General features: G+C 73.6%; 13 protein-coding genes. 8 read left to right on the top strand and 5 right to left on the bottom strand.

Annotated elements, in window-relative coordinates:
* Window positions 1–19: 19 nt before the first annotated feature.
* Complete coding sequence (locus ACFV8T_RS08335) at window positions 20–2,089, top strand: AAA family ATPase (RefSeq protein WP_385325710.1); 2,070 nt, start codon at window positions 20–22, stop codon at window positions 2,087–2,089.
* Window positions 2,086–2,667 carry an FHA domain-containing protein gene (locus tag ACFV8T_RS08330; protein WP_385325708.1) on the top strand — a complete coding sequence of 194 codons (582 nt, stop codon included), beginning with the start codon at window positions 2,086–2,088 and terminating at the stop codon, window positions 2,665–2,667. The genes ACFV8T_RS08335 and ACFV8T_RS08330 overlap by 4 nt, the downstream gene beginning before the upstream one ends.
* Before the next feature lie 24 nt (window positions 2,668–2,691).
* Here the strand turns inward: ACFV8T_RS08330 and ACFV8T_RS08325 are convergent, their stop codons facing one another.
* Genes ACFV8T_RS08325 through ACFV8T_RS08315 form a run of 3 tightly spaced genes read right to left on the bottom strand, consistent with a single transcriptional unit; the run spans window position 2,692 to window position 7,797 of the window.
* Window positions 2,692–3,351 carry an RES family NAD+ phosphorylase gene (locus tag ACFV8T_RS08325; protein ID WP_385325706.1) on the bottom strand — a complete coding sequence of 220 codons (660 nt, stop codon included), beginning with the start codon at window positions 3,349–3,351 and terminating at the stop codon, window positions 2,692–2,694.
* Window positions 3,351–4,010, bottom strand: coding sequence for a hypothetical protein (locus ACFV8T_RS08320; RefSeq protein ID WP_385325705.1), 660 nt, complete (start codon window positions 4,008–4,010; stop codon window positions 3,351–3,353). Before ACFV8T_RS08320 ends, ACFV8T_RS08325 begins: the two co-directional genes overlap by 1 nt.
* Window positions 4,011–4,026: 16 nt before the next feature.
* Entirely contained in the window at window positions 4,027–7,797 is a 3,771-nt protein-coding gene (locus ACFV8T_RS08315; RefSeq protein ID WP_385325703.1) for a CHAT domain-containing protein, read from the bottom strand.
* Between the two features lie 327 nt (window positions 7,798–8,124).
* Between ACFV8T_RS08315 and ACFV8T_RS08310 the strand changes: the two genes are divergently transcribed.
* Window positions 8,125–8,502 (top strand): hypothetical protein, encoded by a 378-nt coding sequence (locus ACFV8T_RS08310; protein ID WP_385325702.1) that lies wholly within the window; start codon window positions 8,125–8,127, stop codon window positions 8,500–8,502.
* Window positions 8,499–9,140, top strand: a complete 642-nt coding sequence (locus tag ACFV8T_RS08305) for a hypothetical protein (protein ID WP_385325701.1) — start codon at window positions 8,499–8,501, stop codon at window positions 9,138–9,140. The genes ACFV8T_RS08310 and ACFV8T_RS08305 overlap by 4 nt, the downstream gene beginning before the upstream one ends.
* 54 nt (window positions 9,141–9,194) lie before the next feature.
* Here the strand turns inward: ACFV8T_RS08305 and ACFV8T_RS08300 are convergent, their stop codons facing one another.
* Window positions 9,195–9,617, bottom strand: a complete 423-nt coding sequence (locus ACFV8T_RS08300) for a hypothetical protein (RefSeq protein WP_385325700.1) — start codon at window positions 9,615–9,617, stop codon at window positions 9,195–9,197.
* 120 nt (window positions 9,618–9,737) lie between these two features.
* Between ACFV8T_RS08300 and ACFV8T_RS08295 the strand changes: the two genes are divergently transcribed.
* The 4 genes from ACFV8T_RS08295 to ACFV8T_RS08280 are packed head-to-tail and all read left to right on the top strand — an operon-like array spanning window position 9,738 to window position 13,937.
* On the top strand, window positions 9,738–10,670 hold the full coding sequence (locus tag ACFV8T_RS08295) for a hypothetical protein (RefSeq protein WP_385325698.1): 933 nt from the start codon (window positions 9,738–9,740) through the stop codon (window positions 10,668–10,670).
* Window positions 10,671–10,704: 34 nt separating this feature from the next.
* The gene (locus ACFV8T_RS08290; protein ID WP_385325696.1) at window positions 10,705–11,655 is read left to right on the top strand and encodes an NADP-dependent oxidoreductase; all 951 of its coding nucleotides are present in this window, start codon (window positions 10,705–10,707) and stop codon (window positions 11,653–11,655) included.
* Window positions 11,656–11,704: 49 nt separating this feature from the next.
* The gene (locus ACFV8T_RS08285; RefSeq protein WP_266417045.1) at window positions 11,705–11,956 is read left to right on the top strand and encodes a DUF2630 family protein; all 252 of its coding nucleotides are present in this window, start codon (window positions 11,705–11,707) and stop codon (window positions 11,954–11,956) included.
* A 22-nt stretch (window positions 11,957–11,978) separates the two neighbouring features.
* Window positions 11,979–13,937, top strand: coding sequence for an FUSC family protein (locus ACFV8T_RS08280; RefSeq protein WP_385325694.1), 1,959 nt, complete (start codon window positions 11,979–11,981; stop codon window positions 13,935–13,937).
* 19 nt (window positions 13,938–13,956) lie between these two features.
* Here ACFV8T_RS08280 and ACFV8T_RS08275 read toward each other — a convergent pair whose 3' ends face one another.
* Window positions 13,957–14,364, bottom strand: a complete 408-nt coding sequence (locus ACFV8T_RS08275) for an RNA-binding S4 domain-containing protein (protein ID WP_385325692.1) — start codon at window positions 14,362–14,364, stop codon at window positions 13,957–13,959.
* Window positions 14,365–14,420 lie beyond the last annotated feature (56 nt).

The raw sequence follows: 14,420 nt of genomic DNA, 5'->3' as shown, positions 1-14,420 counted from the left end.
AAGGATGCGGAGGAAGGGTGTGGACACCCACAGCACCGAGGACACGCGGTCCTACGACTACCGCAAGCACCGTCCGGGCCACGACGGACCACCCGCCGAGGTCCGGGACGGCACGGAGGAGGGCGGGCCGGAACGTGCGGTGCCGCTGTTCGTCGAGGAGCTGACGAGCACGCTGGGCGTGCACTCCCAGTACGTCCTGCACGGCAACATCCAGGACCTCCACCTGGTGCGTCACCGTTCCCGGGACGCCCACCACCCGTTGGTCGAGGTCGTGTGGAACGCCCTGCGCAGGCTGGGGTACCAGGCGCTGATCCGCTACGACCAGATCCGCGGCTTCCGCGTCGTCACGGGCCCCGAACAGCTGATGGTCGAGGAACTGCTGCATGTCACCCGGCAGTCCGGCGGCCGGGACCGGCACCGCCCGCCGGTCCTCATGGAGATCGAGCCGCTGCTCCACGGCATCGTCACGGGCTGGGCCGAGCACCGGCGCGCCGGCCACGGCAACGGCCGGTCGGCGGCGCCCCTCCGGGTCGCCCTGCTCGTCGAGCACGCCGCCCGGCTGACCACCGATGTCACCCGGCTCACCGAGTCCGAGCGCGACTTCTTCGTGGCCTGCCTCAAGCTCGCCGAGCAGGCCGTACCGGTCCCGCTGCCGCCGGGCGTGCTGTCGCCGTCCGCGAGCCGCGGCGCCACACCGCTGTTCAACCCGGTCATCTGGCTCACCGAGGGCGAACGCGATCTGCCGAACTGGCTGGTCTCCGGGAGCGAACGCATCCGCACCATCGCGGTGCCCGACCCGGACGCCGACGAACGCCGGCGGATGGCCGCCCTCCTGCGGCACGAGCACACCGGGCCGGACGACGACGGGCACCGCACCGGTGGCGGGGTGACGGGCAAGGACCCGGTGGACGCCTTCGCACGGGCGTCCGTCGGGCTGCCGCTGCGGGCCATGCGGCAATCCCTCGACCTGGCCCTCTCCCGGGGCATTCCGTTCGGCGCCATGCCCGACGCGGTACGGATGTACCGGCTGGGGGTGGAGAAGAACCCGTGGCGGCGCGACGAGATCCGGCAGCGGATCATCGAGGGCGAACGCACCGTGCCGGAGCGGGTGCTCGGTCAGGAGGCGGCCGTCTCCATGACGCTGGACATCCTCAAGCGGGCCGCGATGGGGCTCTCGGGCTCCCAGGCCACCAACCCGGGCCACCGGCCGCGTGGCGTGCTGTTCTTCGCGGGCCCCACCGGCACGGGCAAGACCGAGCTGGCCAAGGCCGTCGCCTCGGTGCTGTTCGACAGCGACCAGGCGTATCTGCGCTTCGACATGAGCGAGTTCTCCTCCTCGCACTCGGCGGACCGCCTGGTGGGGGCCCCGCCCGGATACGTGGGGTACGAGGCGGGCGGAGAGCTGACGACCGCGGTGCGCGGCAATCCGTTCCGGGTGATCCTGTTCGACGAGATCGAGAAGGCCGACAAGGGAGTTCTCGACAAGTTCCTCCAGGTGCTGGAGGACGGCAGGCTCACCGACGGGCAGGGCGTCACCACGTACTTCAGCGAGTGCGTGCTGATCTTCACCTCCAATCTGGGGGTGCAGCGCACCGACCCGCAGACCGAGGAACGGGAGTGGATCGTCCGCCCGGGAACCCCGTACCGGGAACTGGCCCGGACCGTGCGACTGAACGTGAAGCGTCACTTCGAGCACGTCATCGGCCGGCCCGAGCTGATGAACCGGCTCGGCGGCAACGTGGTGGTCTTCGACTTCATCTCCGGCGAGGTGGCCGAACGGATCATGAAGCTCCAGATCGACAACATCCGGCGCCAGTTGCTGGCCGAGCACAGCATCTCCCTCGAACTCTCCCCGCACGCACGGGCCCAGTTGACCGAGTACTGCACGCATGACCAGTGGAACGGCGGCCGGGGCATCGGCATGACGCTGGAGACGCACCTGATCAACCCGCTGGCCCGCGCCCTGTTCGCCGACCCGGCGATCGGTGCGGGCTGGACCGTGTCGGTGCGGGAGGTCCACGAGCGCGACGACGGCCGGGTGGAGATCCGCATCGACACGTCGCCCGGCTTCGTGCCCGGTCAGCGATGACCGCGCCGGTCCGGGGCACCGACGGGGACCGGGACGACGGGTACGAAGGGTACGGCGGGTACGACGACGACTGGGAATCCGTACCGGACGAGGAGGTGCGCGGGGCGGCCCCGCCTCCCCCGGACGGCGCCGCCGGCGTGCGCTGCCCCGGCTGCGCGGCTCTCGTGCCGCCCGGGACCCCGCGCTGTCCACGCTGTCTGGCCCGGATCGGCGGCGAGGGCGACGGGACGGCGCCGCCCGGCACCCGGGTGGTGCTGCACTTCGACACCCTGGCCCTGTCGCTGCCCGTCCTGCCCGGGGAACCGCTGAGGCTCGGTCGGGACACGGACTGGGCCCCCGCCTCGGCCGGTGCCTTCAAGGACCTGTCCGTCGTGTCCCGCCGGCATGCCAGTGTGAGCGTCGATCCCGACGGCACGGTCTGGGTCACCGAGGAGACCGACGGAACCGTGAACGGCACCTGGGTGAACGGCGGTCACCTCCTGCCCGGTGAACGGCACCGGCTGCGGCACGGTGACCGCCTCCAGCTGAGCCACCGGGTCGGCTGCACCGTCCGCATCACGGGGGACGGGCCCTGCTGAGGCGGCCCCGCCCCGGGCGGGGCGTCAGTCCGGCCAGGGCGAGGAGATCACGGCCCGGAGCGGGTTGAGCAGCCGGTTAGCCTCGGCCAGTCCCTCGGGGGAGTCGAGCCGCAGGCTCCGGTCCGGGTCGGTGTCCAGCGGTGCCTCCCCGCAACGGTCACCGAAGAGCTGCAGGGCGCTCCTCGGCCGGCACCGCTTCGACTCCCAGACCAGACCGTGCGTCCCGGAGGCATGCTCACGCATCAGCCGTACCCAGTAGCGGGTCTTCGGGTAGTCCCCGGCCTCGGAGTCGACCAGCCAGGAGTCCTGCCAGACGGCGGCCAGGCCCTCGGCCGTCGCCAGTTCGACGAGGGACAGCTCGCGGGTGGTGCGCACCACCGAGAGCGTGTACCGGGACGCCTGCGCCCACGGGACCAGCCGCACCGCCGTGCGGTTCTCGAAGTCGACCGCGCGCAGCAGGACTTCGCAGAGCGCGGTGACCGGGTCGAGCGCGGCGTAGAGGAACGGGTAGGGGTCCTGCTCGGTGGCGTCGAACCGGTTGCCGCGGAAGTACGGGTGGGCGGGGTTGGGGTTGAAGGACTCAGGGCCGAAGTCGTTCTGGTGGCAGCGCCAGAGCTCGGTCCCCGCGGGCAGGACGCGCAGCAGGGGCCGCATGGAGACGCCGGTGGGCGGGATCTGGTCCATCAGCCCGCCACCAGTTCGAGTGCGGCCCGCGCGAGGTCCTCGTCGGGGACGGCGCCGAGGAGTTCGGCCGGGATTCCCGCCAGCCGGCCGTTGCCGCCGAGCCACCAGTCCGCGGCGCCCCAGGGGTCCTTGTCGGCCATCAGGATGTGGTTGATACGACGCACCACCGGCAGCGGTTCGGTCGTGCCCGGGGCGAACTGGAACCGGGGATACCGGTCCCCGGCCCCGGGATGGCGCAGTCTGATGAGACCGGCGGCCGCGGGGTCGTCCGCGGTTTCCGGGGCGAGTTCCGCCGGGCCCAGGGCCGGGGTCTCCCACAGCCGTTCGTGAGCGGCCCGGAGCAACTCCGCGGGGCCGGGCGGAGGGTCGGCGAACACGTCGAGGAGTTCGCCGAGCAGCGCCCGGTCGACCGTCGGGGCGGACGGGGCGTCCGCGTAGCGGACCGTGCCGCTCAGCTCCCGGGCCACCGGGTGGTCGGAGGGCAGGGCGCGCAGTTGCAGCCGCAGGCCGCGCAGGGCCCGTTCGACGGCCTTGCGGTCGCCAGCCGCCGCGAGGTCGTTCAGACCGTCGCACAGCCGTGCGCGCCGGCCGCCGTCGAGAGCGGCGAGCGTCATCGGCCAGTGGGTGCGGAGCAGGGAAAGGAACGCGTCAGGGGTCATCTCCGTGCTTCTCCTTTCACGGGGCGAGCGGGACGGACGAGGCAGACGGGACGGACGAGGCAGACGAGGCGGACGTAGGCGTGCCGGGGGCGCCGTCCTGGCCGGCCGGTCCCGGATTGCCCTGGTGGATGAAGGCGGCCCAGGCGAACGGCACCGACAGGTCCAGCTCGGCCGCCGCCCGGCCGAGTTCGGGCGTCAGACCGCGCACGGTGTCCCGTCGGCCGGGCGGCGCCAGCATCCAGCGCTGGGCGGCCCGCAGCGCGTCCGGCGGGGCCAGCCCGGCGCCGAGACGGTCGTGGAAGACGGTCATCAGTACCGAGCTGGCCACGTCCGGGACGGTCCAGCGGGAGCCCACCACGTCGGCGGCCAGCCGGTGCGCCAGGGCCGTGGTCAGTGTCAGCGCCTCGTCGTGGTCGCGGGCGCTGAGGTCCGTCTCGCAGGCGCTGAGCACGACCAGGGGGCCGCCCGCCCCCTCCGTACGGTCGAACGGTGTGTCCAGCAGCGCGGTGACCGTGAGTCTGCCCGCCTCCGGTTCCGTACCCTGCGGCCAGCCGAGTTCCAGCGCGGAGGCGGTGGGGTCGGAACCCGCCACCCCGTGGCAGGCCAGGTGTACGAGGGCGACGCGCCCGGTGTCCCGTCCGGGCCCCGCCCCCAGCAGCGCCAGCACTTCCTCCGGGGTGCCCTCGGGCGGTTCCGGAGTCAGGTCGCGGGTCATCAGGGTTCCGTACAGGGCGGCGTCCGGGTAGTAGGTGTCGACCAGGGCCAGAATCTCGTCCTCGGCACAGTCCAGGTCCCAGCCGGGAACGCACACCAGCGCCTGTCCCAGGGCGGCCGGCAGTCGTGCCCGGCCGGCCGACCGTGCGAACTCCCGTCCGGACGCGGCGTACGAGAGGACGGCCAGCTCACACGCCCGTACCGTGGCGGGCCTGCCGTCCGGCGCCGGGCCGTGCCCGGGTGCCGGGGGGACCGTGAGCAGGGCCGCCTGCCAGGGCACCACACCGAGGTTCCCGCAGGCGATCAGGGTCAGCCGGACCGGTTGCGGCAAGGGGTGCGTCGCGGGGCCGCCCGCCAGGCCCGACTCCGCCAGTCCCCTTTCCCACAGCGCGAGTTCGTCGAGGACGGGGGCCATCACGGCCTCGCCCGCCCAGGCGCACAGCGCGTCCAGTGCGGCCTCCCAGCGCTGCTGTCCCCGCCGGGCCGTGGCGTGCTGGGCCGCGGCGTCCAGATAGCCGTCGAGCGGGGCCCGGCCCTCGGCCGACAGACCGGGCAGGGGCAGCGACCGGGGCGGCTGCCCCGGGACCAGCAGCACGGCGGAGCCGTCCGCGCCTCCCTGCCCCGGCAGGAGGTACACCAACGCGTCGATCCCCGCGCGCCCGGCGGCGGCGACCAGCTCGGACACGGCGGGAATCCGCCCGGGGGCGTCCTCCCCGCCGGCGGGGCGCAGCAGTTCCAGGGCCCGGCGACGCAGGGCGCTCGGCAGTTCCGGGCTGCCGAACGACGCGCCCAGCACGATCTCCGCCAGCTCCGACCGGCTGCCTCCCGCGCGGGGGCCGGTGGTTCTCCGGGAGGTCTCCCGGCGCCACCTGTCGGCCAGTTCGTGCTCGCCGCGCTCCGCCAGCCGTTCGGCGACCGTGGCCGAGACCGCCGCCGCTCCGAGAACCAGGGCCCGTCCCTCCTCCAGACAGGCCACCGCGTCCGCGGGCCGCCCGGCACCGACCGCCCAGCCGGCGGCGGCCAGCGCGCAGCTGGCACCGGTCCTGGCGACCTGGAGGCCGTGCTGGACGCCCTGCTGGAGCAGGACGTCGTCGGCGATGGTGCGGAGCGAGTGCCGGGCGCTCTCGACCGCCCTGACCAGGTCGTCCCCTCCGTGGGCGGCTCGCCGCCCGTACGCGTCGGCCAGCTGCCAGTGCATGGCGGCGGCCGACCCCCCGCTCACCCCCGTCAGCTCCTCCTCGGTGCACTCCAGCTCGGTGATCATCTCGTCCAGGACGGACGGATCACCGGTCATGCCGTACACCGCGTCGAGGGCCAGTCCGATCGCCTGCCGTGCCCGCACCCGCTGGTCGACCATGACGGGCGCACCCAGCAAGGTCGCCCGGGTCCGCCGGATGCCTTCCTGGATACGGTCGACGGAGGGTTCGAGGAAGGAGCTGAAGGTCAGCAGCGGCGCCCAGCTCATGTCGAGCATCGTCCGTGCCAGCAGTGGTACGTCCGGGCTCGTCAGCGCCTGTTCCTGGTAGTGCACCGCACTGCGCAGCGAGTCGATGCTGCCGGTGAGCCAAGCGAGGGAGAGATGGACCACGCCCAGCTCGTAGAGCGGGAGGAACGACCACTCGGTGTCCTCACAGGCGTCCAGGATGTCGAGGAGTTCTCCCACCAGCGCTTCGAGTGTCTCCGTATCGCCGGCCTCGCCCGCCCCGGTCGCCCGCATGTGGATCCGCAGACACTGATTGATCATCAATGCTTCGCTCAAGCCCGCCAGTTCGGGCAGAGCATCGGCCGACAGCCCCTCGCCGGGGGTCAGGAGATCCTCCAGAATCGCCTGCGCCTCCTCCAGGTCCTGGAGGCTCCCGCCGACCAGCATGGCGCCGACCAGGGCACCGGGCAGCATGCTCCGCGCCATCCAGGCCATCTTGTCGTCCGGACCCGCCGCCGCGGCGGCCTCGCGCATCAGCCGCAGCGCCTCCTGGAATTCCTCCGGACGGCCGGTGCGGATTCCGAGCCCCATCGCGCCGAGTGCGGACAGGAACTGGTCACCGGGCTCCGCCCCCTGCCCGGGGTCACCCAGCCTGGTCAGCAGCTCGGCGAATTCGTCCGGTGCGAGCACACCCGGCCGGTTCATCTCGGCGAGCAGGGCCACGATGTCGCGCATGTTGTCGTCCGAATCCGGTGCCGACAGGGCGGAGACGGCCCTAGCCAGTTCCGGCAGGGCCGACACACGCCCGTCCTGCGCCGCCGGGCCGCCGCCCACGGCGGCCGGTTCCTCGCCCGCCAGGCCCGTCGCGTCCGATGCCGGTTCCTCGCCCGCCAGGTCCGTCGCGTCCGATGCCGGACCCTCGCCGGCCGACCCCGGCGCGCTGGATCTGACCAGCGGCATCAGCGTCCGCGCGACGGAGCCCAACGGGCCGGAGGGCATCATCGAGCCGAGGTCACCGGCGAGCATCTGCTCGCACATGGCCGCCACTCCCCGGGCATCGCCCCCGTTCAGCGCCTCGGCGTACGCGCTCATCATCGAGAGGCCCTGGAGGACGGGGGGCGCGGCTCCGCCGATCTCCTCCACCAGCTGCTGGATTTCGGGAAGGGCTTCGATGACGCCTGCACCGCCGAGCTTCTCGGGCTTGCCGATCTGCATCAGCAGCGAGAACCCGTCCAAGCCGATCGCGCTGTCGAAGCGGCCCGGATCGACGCGCACCGCCGGGCCCAGCAGCAGGGCGACGAGTTCGCGCGCGGCCCCCAGGTGGTCGTCCGGTGCGAGGAGACCGGACGCACGGGCCCCACGCAGCAGACGTATCGCCTCGTGCCGGTCGGACTCCTCCCCGTCGGCCGCCCACCGCGAGCCGGTCAGCGTCCCGAGCCGGGCCGTCACCGCCTGCCCCAGCGGATCGCCCGGCAGGTCCCGTTCGAACTCCGCTCCCAGAGACCGCAGTTCGGATATCAGCGCGTCACGTTCCGCTCCCTGCGGGCCGGTCGGCGCGGCGACCGCCGCGGGCAGTGCCCGCGCTCCCGCCGTCCGGCGGATCGCGTCGGCCGCCCGCTCCCGCAGCCCGGCGTCGTCGGTGTCGTTCAACACCCCTCCTCCCGCCGCCCGTTCGGGCAGTCACGGCGCCCCCCGAGTCGATGCGGGGCCCTGTTGCGGACATGATGCCCACGGGCGCCAGTCGCCAGGACCGTTTCGCGGCAGCCGCCGGAATACGTCCCGTAATCGACCCGAAATCGGACAACAACCCTCCGGCCAGCGGCGATTCCGGCACCGGGCGGCGGCACGGCCCCGACGCACCGCCGCCGGCGTACCGCGCCGAAGCCTCCGCGCCCGAACAGGGCCCGGCCTTCTGGCAGCATCGGAAACCGGACGCGAGCCACCGCCGTCCGCCGCCCCGCCCACGGGAGACGCCTCATGCCCGAGCCCGCCCCGCCCACGCGAAACCCCCCGACGGACCCCGCTCGTACGGGGCGTGCGTCCGCCCTCCCGTACGAAGAGGTCACGGAGCCCGGCTATCCCGCCTCGTACACCGCCGGCCTGCGCATCGAAGCCACCGGGGACGGAGCCGTCCTGACCGGCACCTGCCCGCGCTGCCACTGCGCGACGGTCTACACCTGGACGCGTTCCGTCGTCCGGGCCGCGCCGCGCACCGGCCGGCCCCGGCGCACCGGCACGGGGCTCGTCCCGGTGCCGGTGCTCTGCGTCTGCACGACCGAGCATCCCGGCCGGCCCGGCGACGAGGAGGGCTGCGGGGCGTACTGGAACATCCTGCTGGAGAGGGAGCGGAGATGACCTGGCGTGCCGTACCGGGACCGGCCGGGGTCCCGGTCGACCGGCTCGCGGCCCGCCATCACCGCGCCCTGCTGCGCCGGGAGCTTCCCCGGGTCCGGGAGTCGGCGCTGGCCTGGCGCAACGGCCTCGCCGCGCTCCTGGCCGGGCTGGTCGGATTCGGCCTCCTCCGGGGTCGCAGCGACATCGGCTCGCTCGCCGCCCCGTACGCCGTCGCCGTCGGCCTCGTGCTGCTCCTCGCGCTCCTCTGCGGCGCCGCGGGGAGCCTGTCGCTGCTGCGCGCCGCCCACGGCCGTCCGGCGGCAGCGGTCGACACCGGCGCGTTCCGGGTCGACCACGTCGCCGAGGACCACACCGAGGCGCTGCGCGCCGCCCAGGCCCTCGCACGGGGCGTGCCGTTCACTCTCTGCTGTGCCGCGTTGCTCATCGCGGCCGTGGGGATCACCTGGTACGGGCCGTCGAAGGAGGGCCCCCGCGTCTCGGTCACCACCCCCGCCGGAACGGTCTGCGGGGAACCGCAGCGCACCCACGGGGGCCGGATGACGCTCAGGACCGACGCGGGCCGGGTGGTGGCGGACCTGACCCGGGCCACCACGGTGCACGCGGTGATGTCGTGCGCCCCGCCGCCGGCGAACGGCTGACAGCGGGGCGCGACAGGTCGTCGGGCGGCACGTGCGGGTGCGTGCCGCCCGGGTTCACGCACGGGGGCGGATGTCCTCGTGCGTGTAGAAGATGTAGAAGGTGGTGATGAACATGCCGAGGCCGACCGCCAGTCCCAGCGCCGAGGACCGCAACACGCTCGAATCGGTCAGCCCGACCAGCAGGCCGATCGCCGCCGCCGTCAGCGCGCCGTAGGCCACCGCCCGTACCAGGGGCAGCAGGGCGTGCTGGATCCGGCCCAGCGCGAAGCACAGGGCGGCGAGCACCGCCGCGGTGATCAGGCCGTACCAGAACTGCCGGCCGCCGCTCGCGCCGTTGTTGCGGAGGATGAACGAGGCGTAGAGGCCGTACGCGGCACCCAGCGTGACGGGTGCCGCCCAGGAGAGCGCGCTGTGCCCGCGGGCGTGTGCCCTCGGCCCGGTCCGTCCGCGGGTCGGCATTGCTGCGTGTGTGGACATGGCGGAGTTCTCCTTCCGTCGCCCCTGTTTCCTTCCAGGGCACACCCGGCCGCGCCGCCCGGCAACTCGGATGGCCCACAACCCGGGGCGCGCCGCCCGTCCGCGGGATTCCCTGGGAGGGTGCGGACGTATCTCTCGGCGGGTCTCTCGGTGGTGCTGGTGGCGCTGCTCGCCGTCCTCGTCCCGGTCGGCGCGCTGTCCGCCTGGGTGGATCTGGAGATCGACAACACGGACCGTTACGTCGCCGCGGTGGCCCCGCTCGCCTCCGACCCCGATGTGCAGAGCACCGTCACCGACCTCATCACCGACGGCGCGATGAAGCAGATCGACGCCGGGCCGCTCCAGAACACCGTGCGGGACTTCCTGCGCCAGGCGGTCCTGTCCTTCACCACCACCGACGCCTTCCAGGACGCGTGGATCGCCGCCAACCGCACCGCCCACCAGGCCGTCACCGCCGCCCTGAACGGCAACACCGGCGAGGCCGTGACCATCGATCTGGCGCCCGTGACCGAGCGGGTCAAACAGAATCTGGCGGAGAACGGGGTGCCGTTCGCCGACCGGATCCCGGTCCAGCACACCGACATCACGCTCATCTCCGCCGGCCGCGCCGACCAGCTGCGCCAGACCTTCCGCCTGCTGCGGACCGGCAGCATCTGGCCCGCCGTGGGCACGCTCGTGGTCGCCGTCCTGGCCGTGGTCGTGGCCTGGGCGCGCGGCGGCGGCCCGGGGCTCAGGCGCTCCGGGCTCGCCGCGCTCTCCGCCACCGCCCTGGCCGGGCTCGGCCTCGCGCTCGGGGCGCTCGTGCTGCGCGCGGTGATCGCGTACACCCGCGGCCGGGTGCTGTCCGAGGTGCCGGACAGCGAGACAGCGGGGGCGGCGGCGGTGTACGACGCGCTGACGGGCTCGCTGCGCACGACGGTGTGGATCGTGTGCGCCGCGGGGCTGGCGGTGGCGCTGTGCGCGGGGCTCGTACGGCTGCGGGCGGGCCGGGGACGGCCCGCCCCGGGCTCGACGTGCGGCGGTGGGCGGGCCGGGGAAGAGTGGATCTCATGACTGCCGGATCGGGGGCGACTGAGAGGTCTTCCGCATGCGAGCCATAGCCGTCGGCGCGTTCCGGGCCGACCCCGCACTGGTGGAGATACCCAAGCCCGAGCCGGAAGCCGGAGAGGTACGGGTCAAAATCGAGTACGCCGCGCTCAATCCGTCCGACTGGCAGGCCGCACAGGGGTCCCCGGACGACGGACCGGCCCCGCGCGTGTTCCCGATGGTCATCGGCGTGGACTTCGCGGGCCGGGTGGACATGATCGGCAGCGGCGACAACCGTTTCCGGGTCGGCGACCAGGTCTTCGGCCGGGTCGCCCGGCCGAACGCGGCCGGGGGCGGCACGTACTGCGACTACGTGTCCGTGCCCCAGGACTCCGCCATCACCGTCGTCCCGCCCGGCCTCCCCCTCCGGGCCGCCGCCGCGCTGCCCTCCGCCGGGATGACGGCCGCCCAGATCCTGGAGATCGCGGTGTTCCGCGGCCACGAGAGCCTGCTCGTCGTCGGTGCGGCGGGCGGCGTCGGCAGCTATCTGACCCAGCTCGCCTCGGCCCGCGACATACGCGTGATCGCCGCCGTGCGCGGCGACGAGCGCAGGCGGATGACGGAGCTGGGCGCCGCCGTCACGATCGACGTCACCGACCGCCCGCTCGAAGCGGCGGTACGGGAGAGCTGCCCGGACGGCGTCGACGCACTGGTCGACCTGGTCTCCACCACCCCGGACTCCTTCGCCGCCCGTGCCGCCCTGGTACGCGACGGCGGCATCGCCCTCACCACCCGGGGCGTCGCCGTCGGCGCCGCCCTGCCCGCGGGCGTGACCGGCATCGACTTCCGGCTCGAACCCACCCCGGTCCTGCTCGACGTGCTGGCCGCGGGCGCCGCCGAAGGTGTGCTGCGGGTGCCCATCGACATCGAACTCCCGCTGGAGAAAGCACCCCAGGCCCTCGACCGGAACCGGACGGGCGGCGCACGCGGCAAGACCGTCATCGTGCTCTGAGCCCCCGCCCCTACACCGCTTGCCCCTCCCCCGAAGGAGACGAGACGTCATGGACGACCGGGAACGCGACATCATCGACGACATCGGCGGGCTCATCTCCGAGGAACGGAGCCTGCGCGACCGCTCCACCCGGGAGATGGGCCTGAGCGCGGACGAGAAGTCACGGCTGCGTACCGTTGAGGTACGGCTCGACCAGTGCTGGGACCTGCTGCGACAGCGCCGTGCACTGAGCGAGTTCGGCGAGGATCCGTCCACGGCGGAGGTCCGGCCCGCCGACGAGGTCGAGGGCTACCGCAGCTGACCGCACGACTCAGGGGGACGCGTTGACCGACACGGAGGCCGCATCCGGACGGCGGCGCGCGACGCCACCCCCCTGGCTGCTCAGCGGACTGCGCCCGCAGTCGTCCACGCCCATCGCCTGGGCGGCGGTCCTGCGTGCCTCCGTCTCCCTGGCCGCACCGCTCGCCGTCGGCTTCGCGCTGGACCGGCCGGCGTACGGCGCGCTCGTCTCCATGGGCGCGCTCTCCGGCGTCATCGGCGACACCGCCGACGCGTACCGGATGCGCATCCTCAACATCGCCGTACCGCAGCTCTTCGGCGCGCTCGGCATCATGCTCGGCACGCTGGTGTACGGAACCGGCTGGGCGGCCGTCGCCGCGCTGACCCTGGTCGGCCTGGTCTCCGGAATGATGTCGACGATCGGCGCCGTCGCCTCCGTGTCCGGGCTGCTGCTCCTGCTCAACGCGGTGGTCGGCGCCGGACTCCCGATGCCGCAACCCTGGTGGGTGGCGCCGCTGCTGCTCACGGTCGGCGGTCTGTTCGTCCTCGCCCTGACCCTGCTGGCCTGGCCGCTGCGACGGAAGCTTCCGGAGCGGGTCGCGGTCGCGGGCACCTATCTCGCGGTCGCCGACCTGCTCGCCGCCGCGGGCAGCGACGCGTACGAGGAACAGCGCCACGCCGTCACCCAGTCCCTCAACACCTCCTACGACCTGATCCTGGCCCGCCGGGCCCGCTACCACGGCCGCAGCAACGCCATGGTGCGGCTGCTCGCCCAGCTCAATGTCGTCATCCCGCTCGTCGAAGCGGCACCCGCCGTCCATGTGCGCCGGCTCACGCTCCCGGACGAGATCCCGGCGGCGGTACGCGAACTGGCCGCCGCCGTCGAGGAGAGCCGCACCGGCCGCCCCGAACTCACCCTGCCCGCACCGGACTCGCCCGCCACCCGGGCGGTGGACAGCGCCCTGCGGCACGCGGCGGTCGTCGTGCACAAGGCCGACCCCGACCCGTACAACGTCGACGACCGGCTCGGCCGCCCCGCCGTCCTCGGGGTACGGATCCGGCGGGCCACCCGCGACGTACTGCTCTCCGGGGCCTCGTGGCGGTACGGGCTGCGCCTGGCCCTCTGCATCGGCCTGGCCCAGGCGCTGACCTCGCTGATCCCGGTGTCGCGCTCCTACTGGGTCGCGCTGACCGTCACGTTCGTCCTCAAGCCCGACTTCGGCTCGGTGTTCTCGCGGGCCGTACTGCGTTCGGTGGGCACCGCGGCCGGTCTCGTGATCGCCGCACCGGTGCTCGCCGCGGTGCCGATCGGCTGGTGGGACGTGCCGGTGATGGTGGTGCTCGCCGCGCTGATCCCGGCGCTCACCGCGAAGGGCTACGCCTTCCAGACCGCGGCCATCACCCCGGTGATCCTGCTCCTGTCCGACCTGCTGAACCACCAGGGCTTCCATCTGGTCTGGCCGCGCTTCCTGGACAGCCTGATCGGCTGCGCGATCGTGCTGGTGGCGGGCTATCTGCTGTGGCCGGAGAGCTGGCACGTACGGATCGGCCACCGGCTCGCGGACGCGGTGACGGACACCGCCGACTACGTGGCGTACGCCTTCGAGCCGGGCCGCTCCGGCGACCACGCGGAACGGGTGCGGGCCCGGCGCCGGATCTACCGCGATCTGTCGGTCGTACGTTCCGAATTCCAGCGCGCCCTGACGGAGCCGCCCCCGGTCGGCACCCGGGCCGCCGCCTGGTGGCCGCTGGTCGTCGCCGTCGAACGCATCGTGGACGCGACGACGGCGGCCCGGGTCCGGGTCAACCACGGAGCACCCGAGCCGCCGCCGGCGGAGGTCACGGAGGTCCGGCGGCAGCTGCGGGAGCTGGCCGACGGGATACGGGCGAGCGAGGTCCTGGTGGAGGTGCGCACCGAACTCCCGGGCGACGAGGAAGGCGTACTGGCCCCGCTGCGCCAGGAGGTGGCGGCGGCCAGGGCCATCGCGTCACCCCAGCCGTAGCCGTCACTCCGTGGGGCCGTCAGCCCGTGCCCGTGGGGTCGGCCCCGCGCAGCCGCTCCATCTCGCGCCGGTCCCGCTTCGTCGGCCGCCCCGCGCCCCGGTCCCGTACCGGAACCTGGATCGCCGCCTCGCGCGGCGGTGGCGGCGGACTGTTGTCCATGAAGCACTCCGCCGCCACCGGAGGGCCGACCCTCTTCTTGACGATCTTCGACACGACCACGATCCGGTCGCGGCCGGCGTGCCGGAGCCGCACCTCGTCGCCGACGCGCAACGCCTGGGCGGGCTTGGCGCGCTCGCCGGCGACCTTCACATGACCCGCGCGGCAGGCGGCAGCGGCCTGCGAACGGGTCTTCGTCAGCCGGACCGACCAGATCCAGACATCGACCCGAACGCTGCCCTCCGCCTGCGGAGCCTCACCGGAAACCATGCATCCGACTGTAGTGCGGTGCACGCTCCGGGTCAGGTCCGGTGAGCCGGCTCGCG

It is taken from the genome of Streptomyces sp. NPDC059832 (genome assembly GCF_042731715.1).
Classification (GTDB): domain Bacteria; phylum Actinomycetota; class Actinomycetes; order Streptomycetales; family Streptomycetaceae; genus Streptomyces.
This window is presented reverse-complemented; position numbering and strand designations above follow the sequence as displayed.

Excerpts from the sequence above, each read along its gene's own strand:
- ACFV8T_RS08330 (WP_385325708.1), top strand. The coding sequence starts at position 2,086 with ATGACCGCGCCGGTCCGGGGCACCGACGGGGACCGGGACGACGGGTAC.
- ACFV8T_RS08325 (WP_385325706.1), bottom strand. The coding sequence starts at position 3,351 with ATGGACCAGATCCCGCCCACCGGCGTCTCCATGCGGCCCCTGCTGCGC.
- ACFV8T_RS08320 (WP_385325705.1), bottom strand. The coding sequence starts at position 4,010 with ATGACCCCTGACGCGTTCCTTTCCCTGCTCCGCACCCACTGGCCGATG.
- ACFV8T_RS08310 (WP_385325702.1), top strand. The coding sequence starts at position 8,125 with ATGCCCGAGCCCGCCCCGCCCACGCGAAACCCCCCGACGGACCCCGCT.
- ACFV8T_RS08305 (WP_385325701.1), top strand. The coding sequence starts at position 8,499 with ATGACCTGGCGTGCCGTACCGGGACCGGCCGGGGTCCCGGTCGACCGG.
- ACFV8T_RS08300 (WP_385325700.1), bottom strand. The coding sequence starts at position 9,617 with ATGTCCACACACGCAGCAATGCCGACCCGCGGACGGACCGGGCCGAGG.
- ACFV8T_RS08290 (WP_385325696.1), top strand. The coding sequence starts at position 10,705 with ATGCGAGCCATAGCCGTCGGCGCGTTCCGGGCCGACCCCGCACTGGTG.
- ACFV8T_RS08285 (WP_266417045.1), top strand. The coding sequence starts at position 11,705 with ATGGACGACCGGGAACGCGACATCATCGACGACATCGGCGGGCTCATC.
- ACFV8T_RS08275 (WP_385325692.1), bottom strand. The coding sequence starts at position 14,364 with ATGGTTTCCGGTGAGGCTCCGCAGGCGGAGGGCAGCGTTCGGGTCGAT.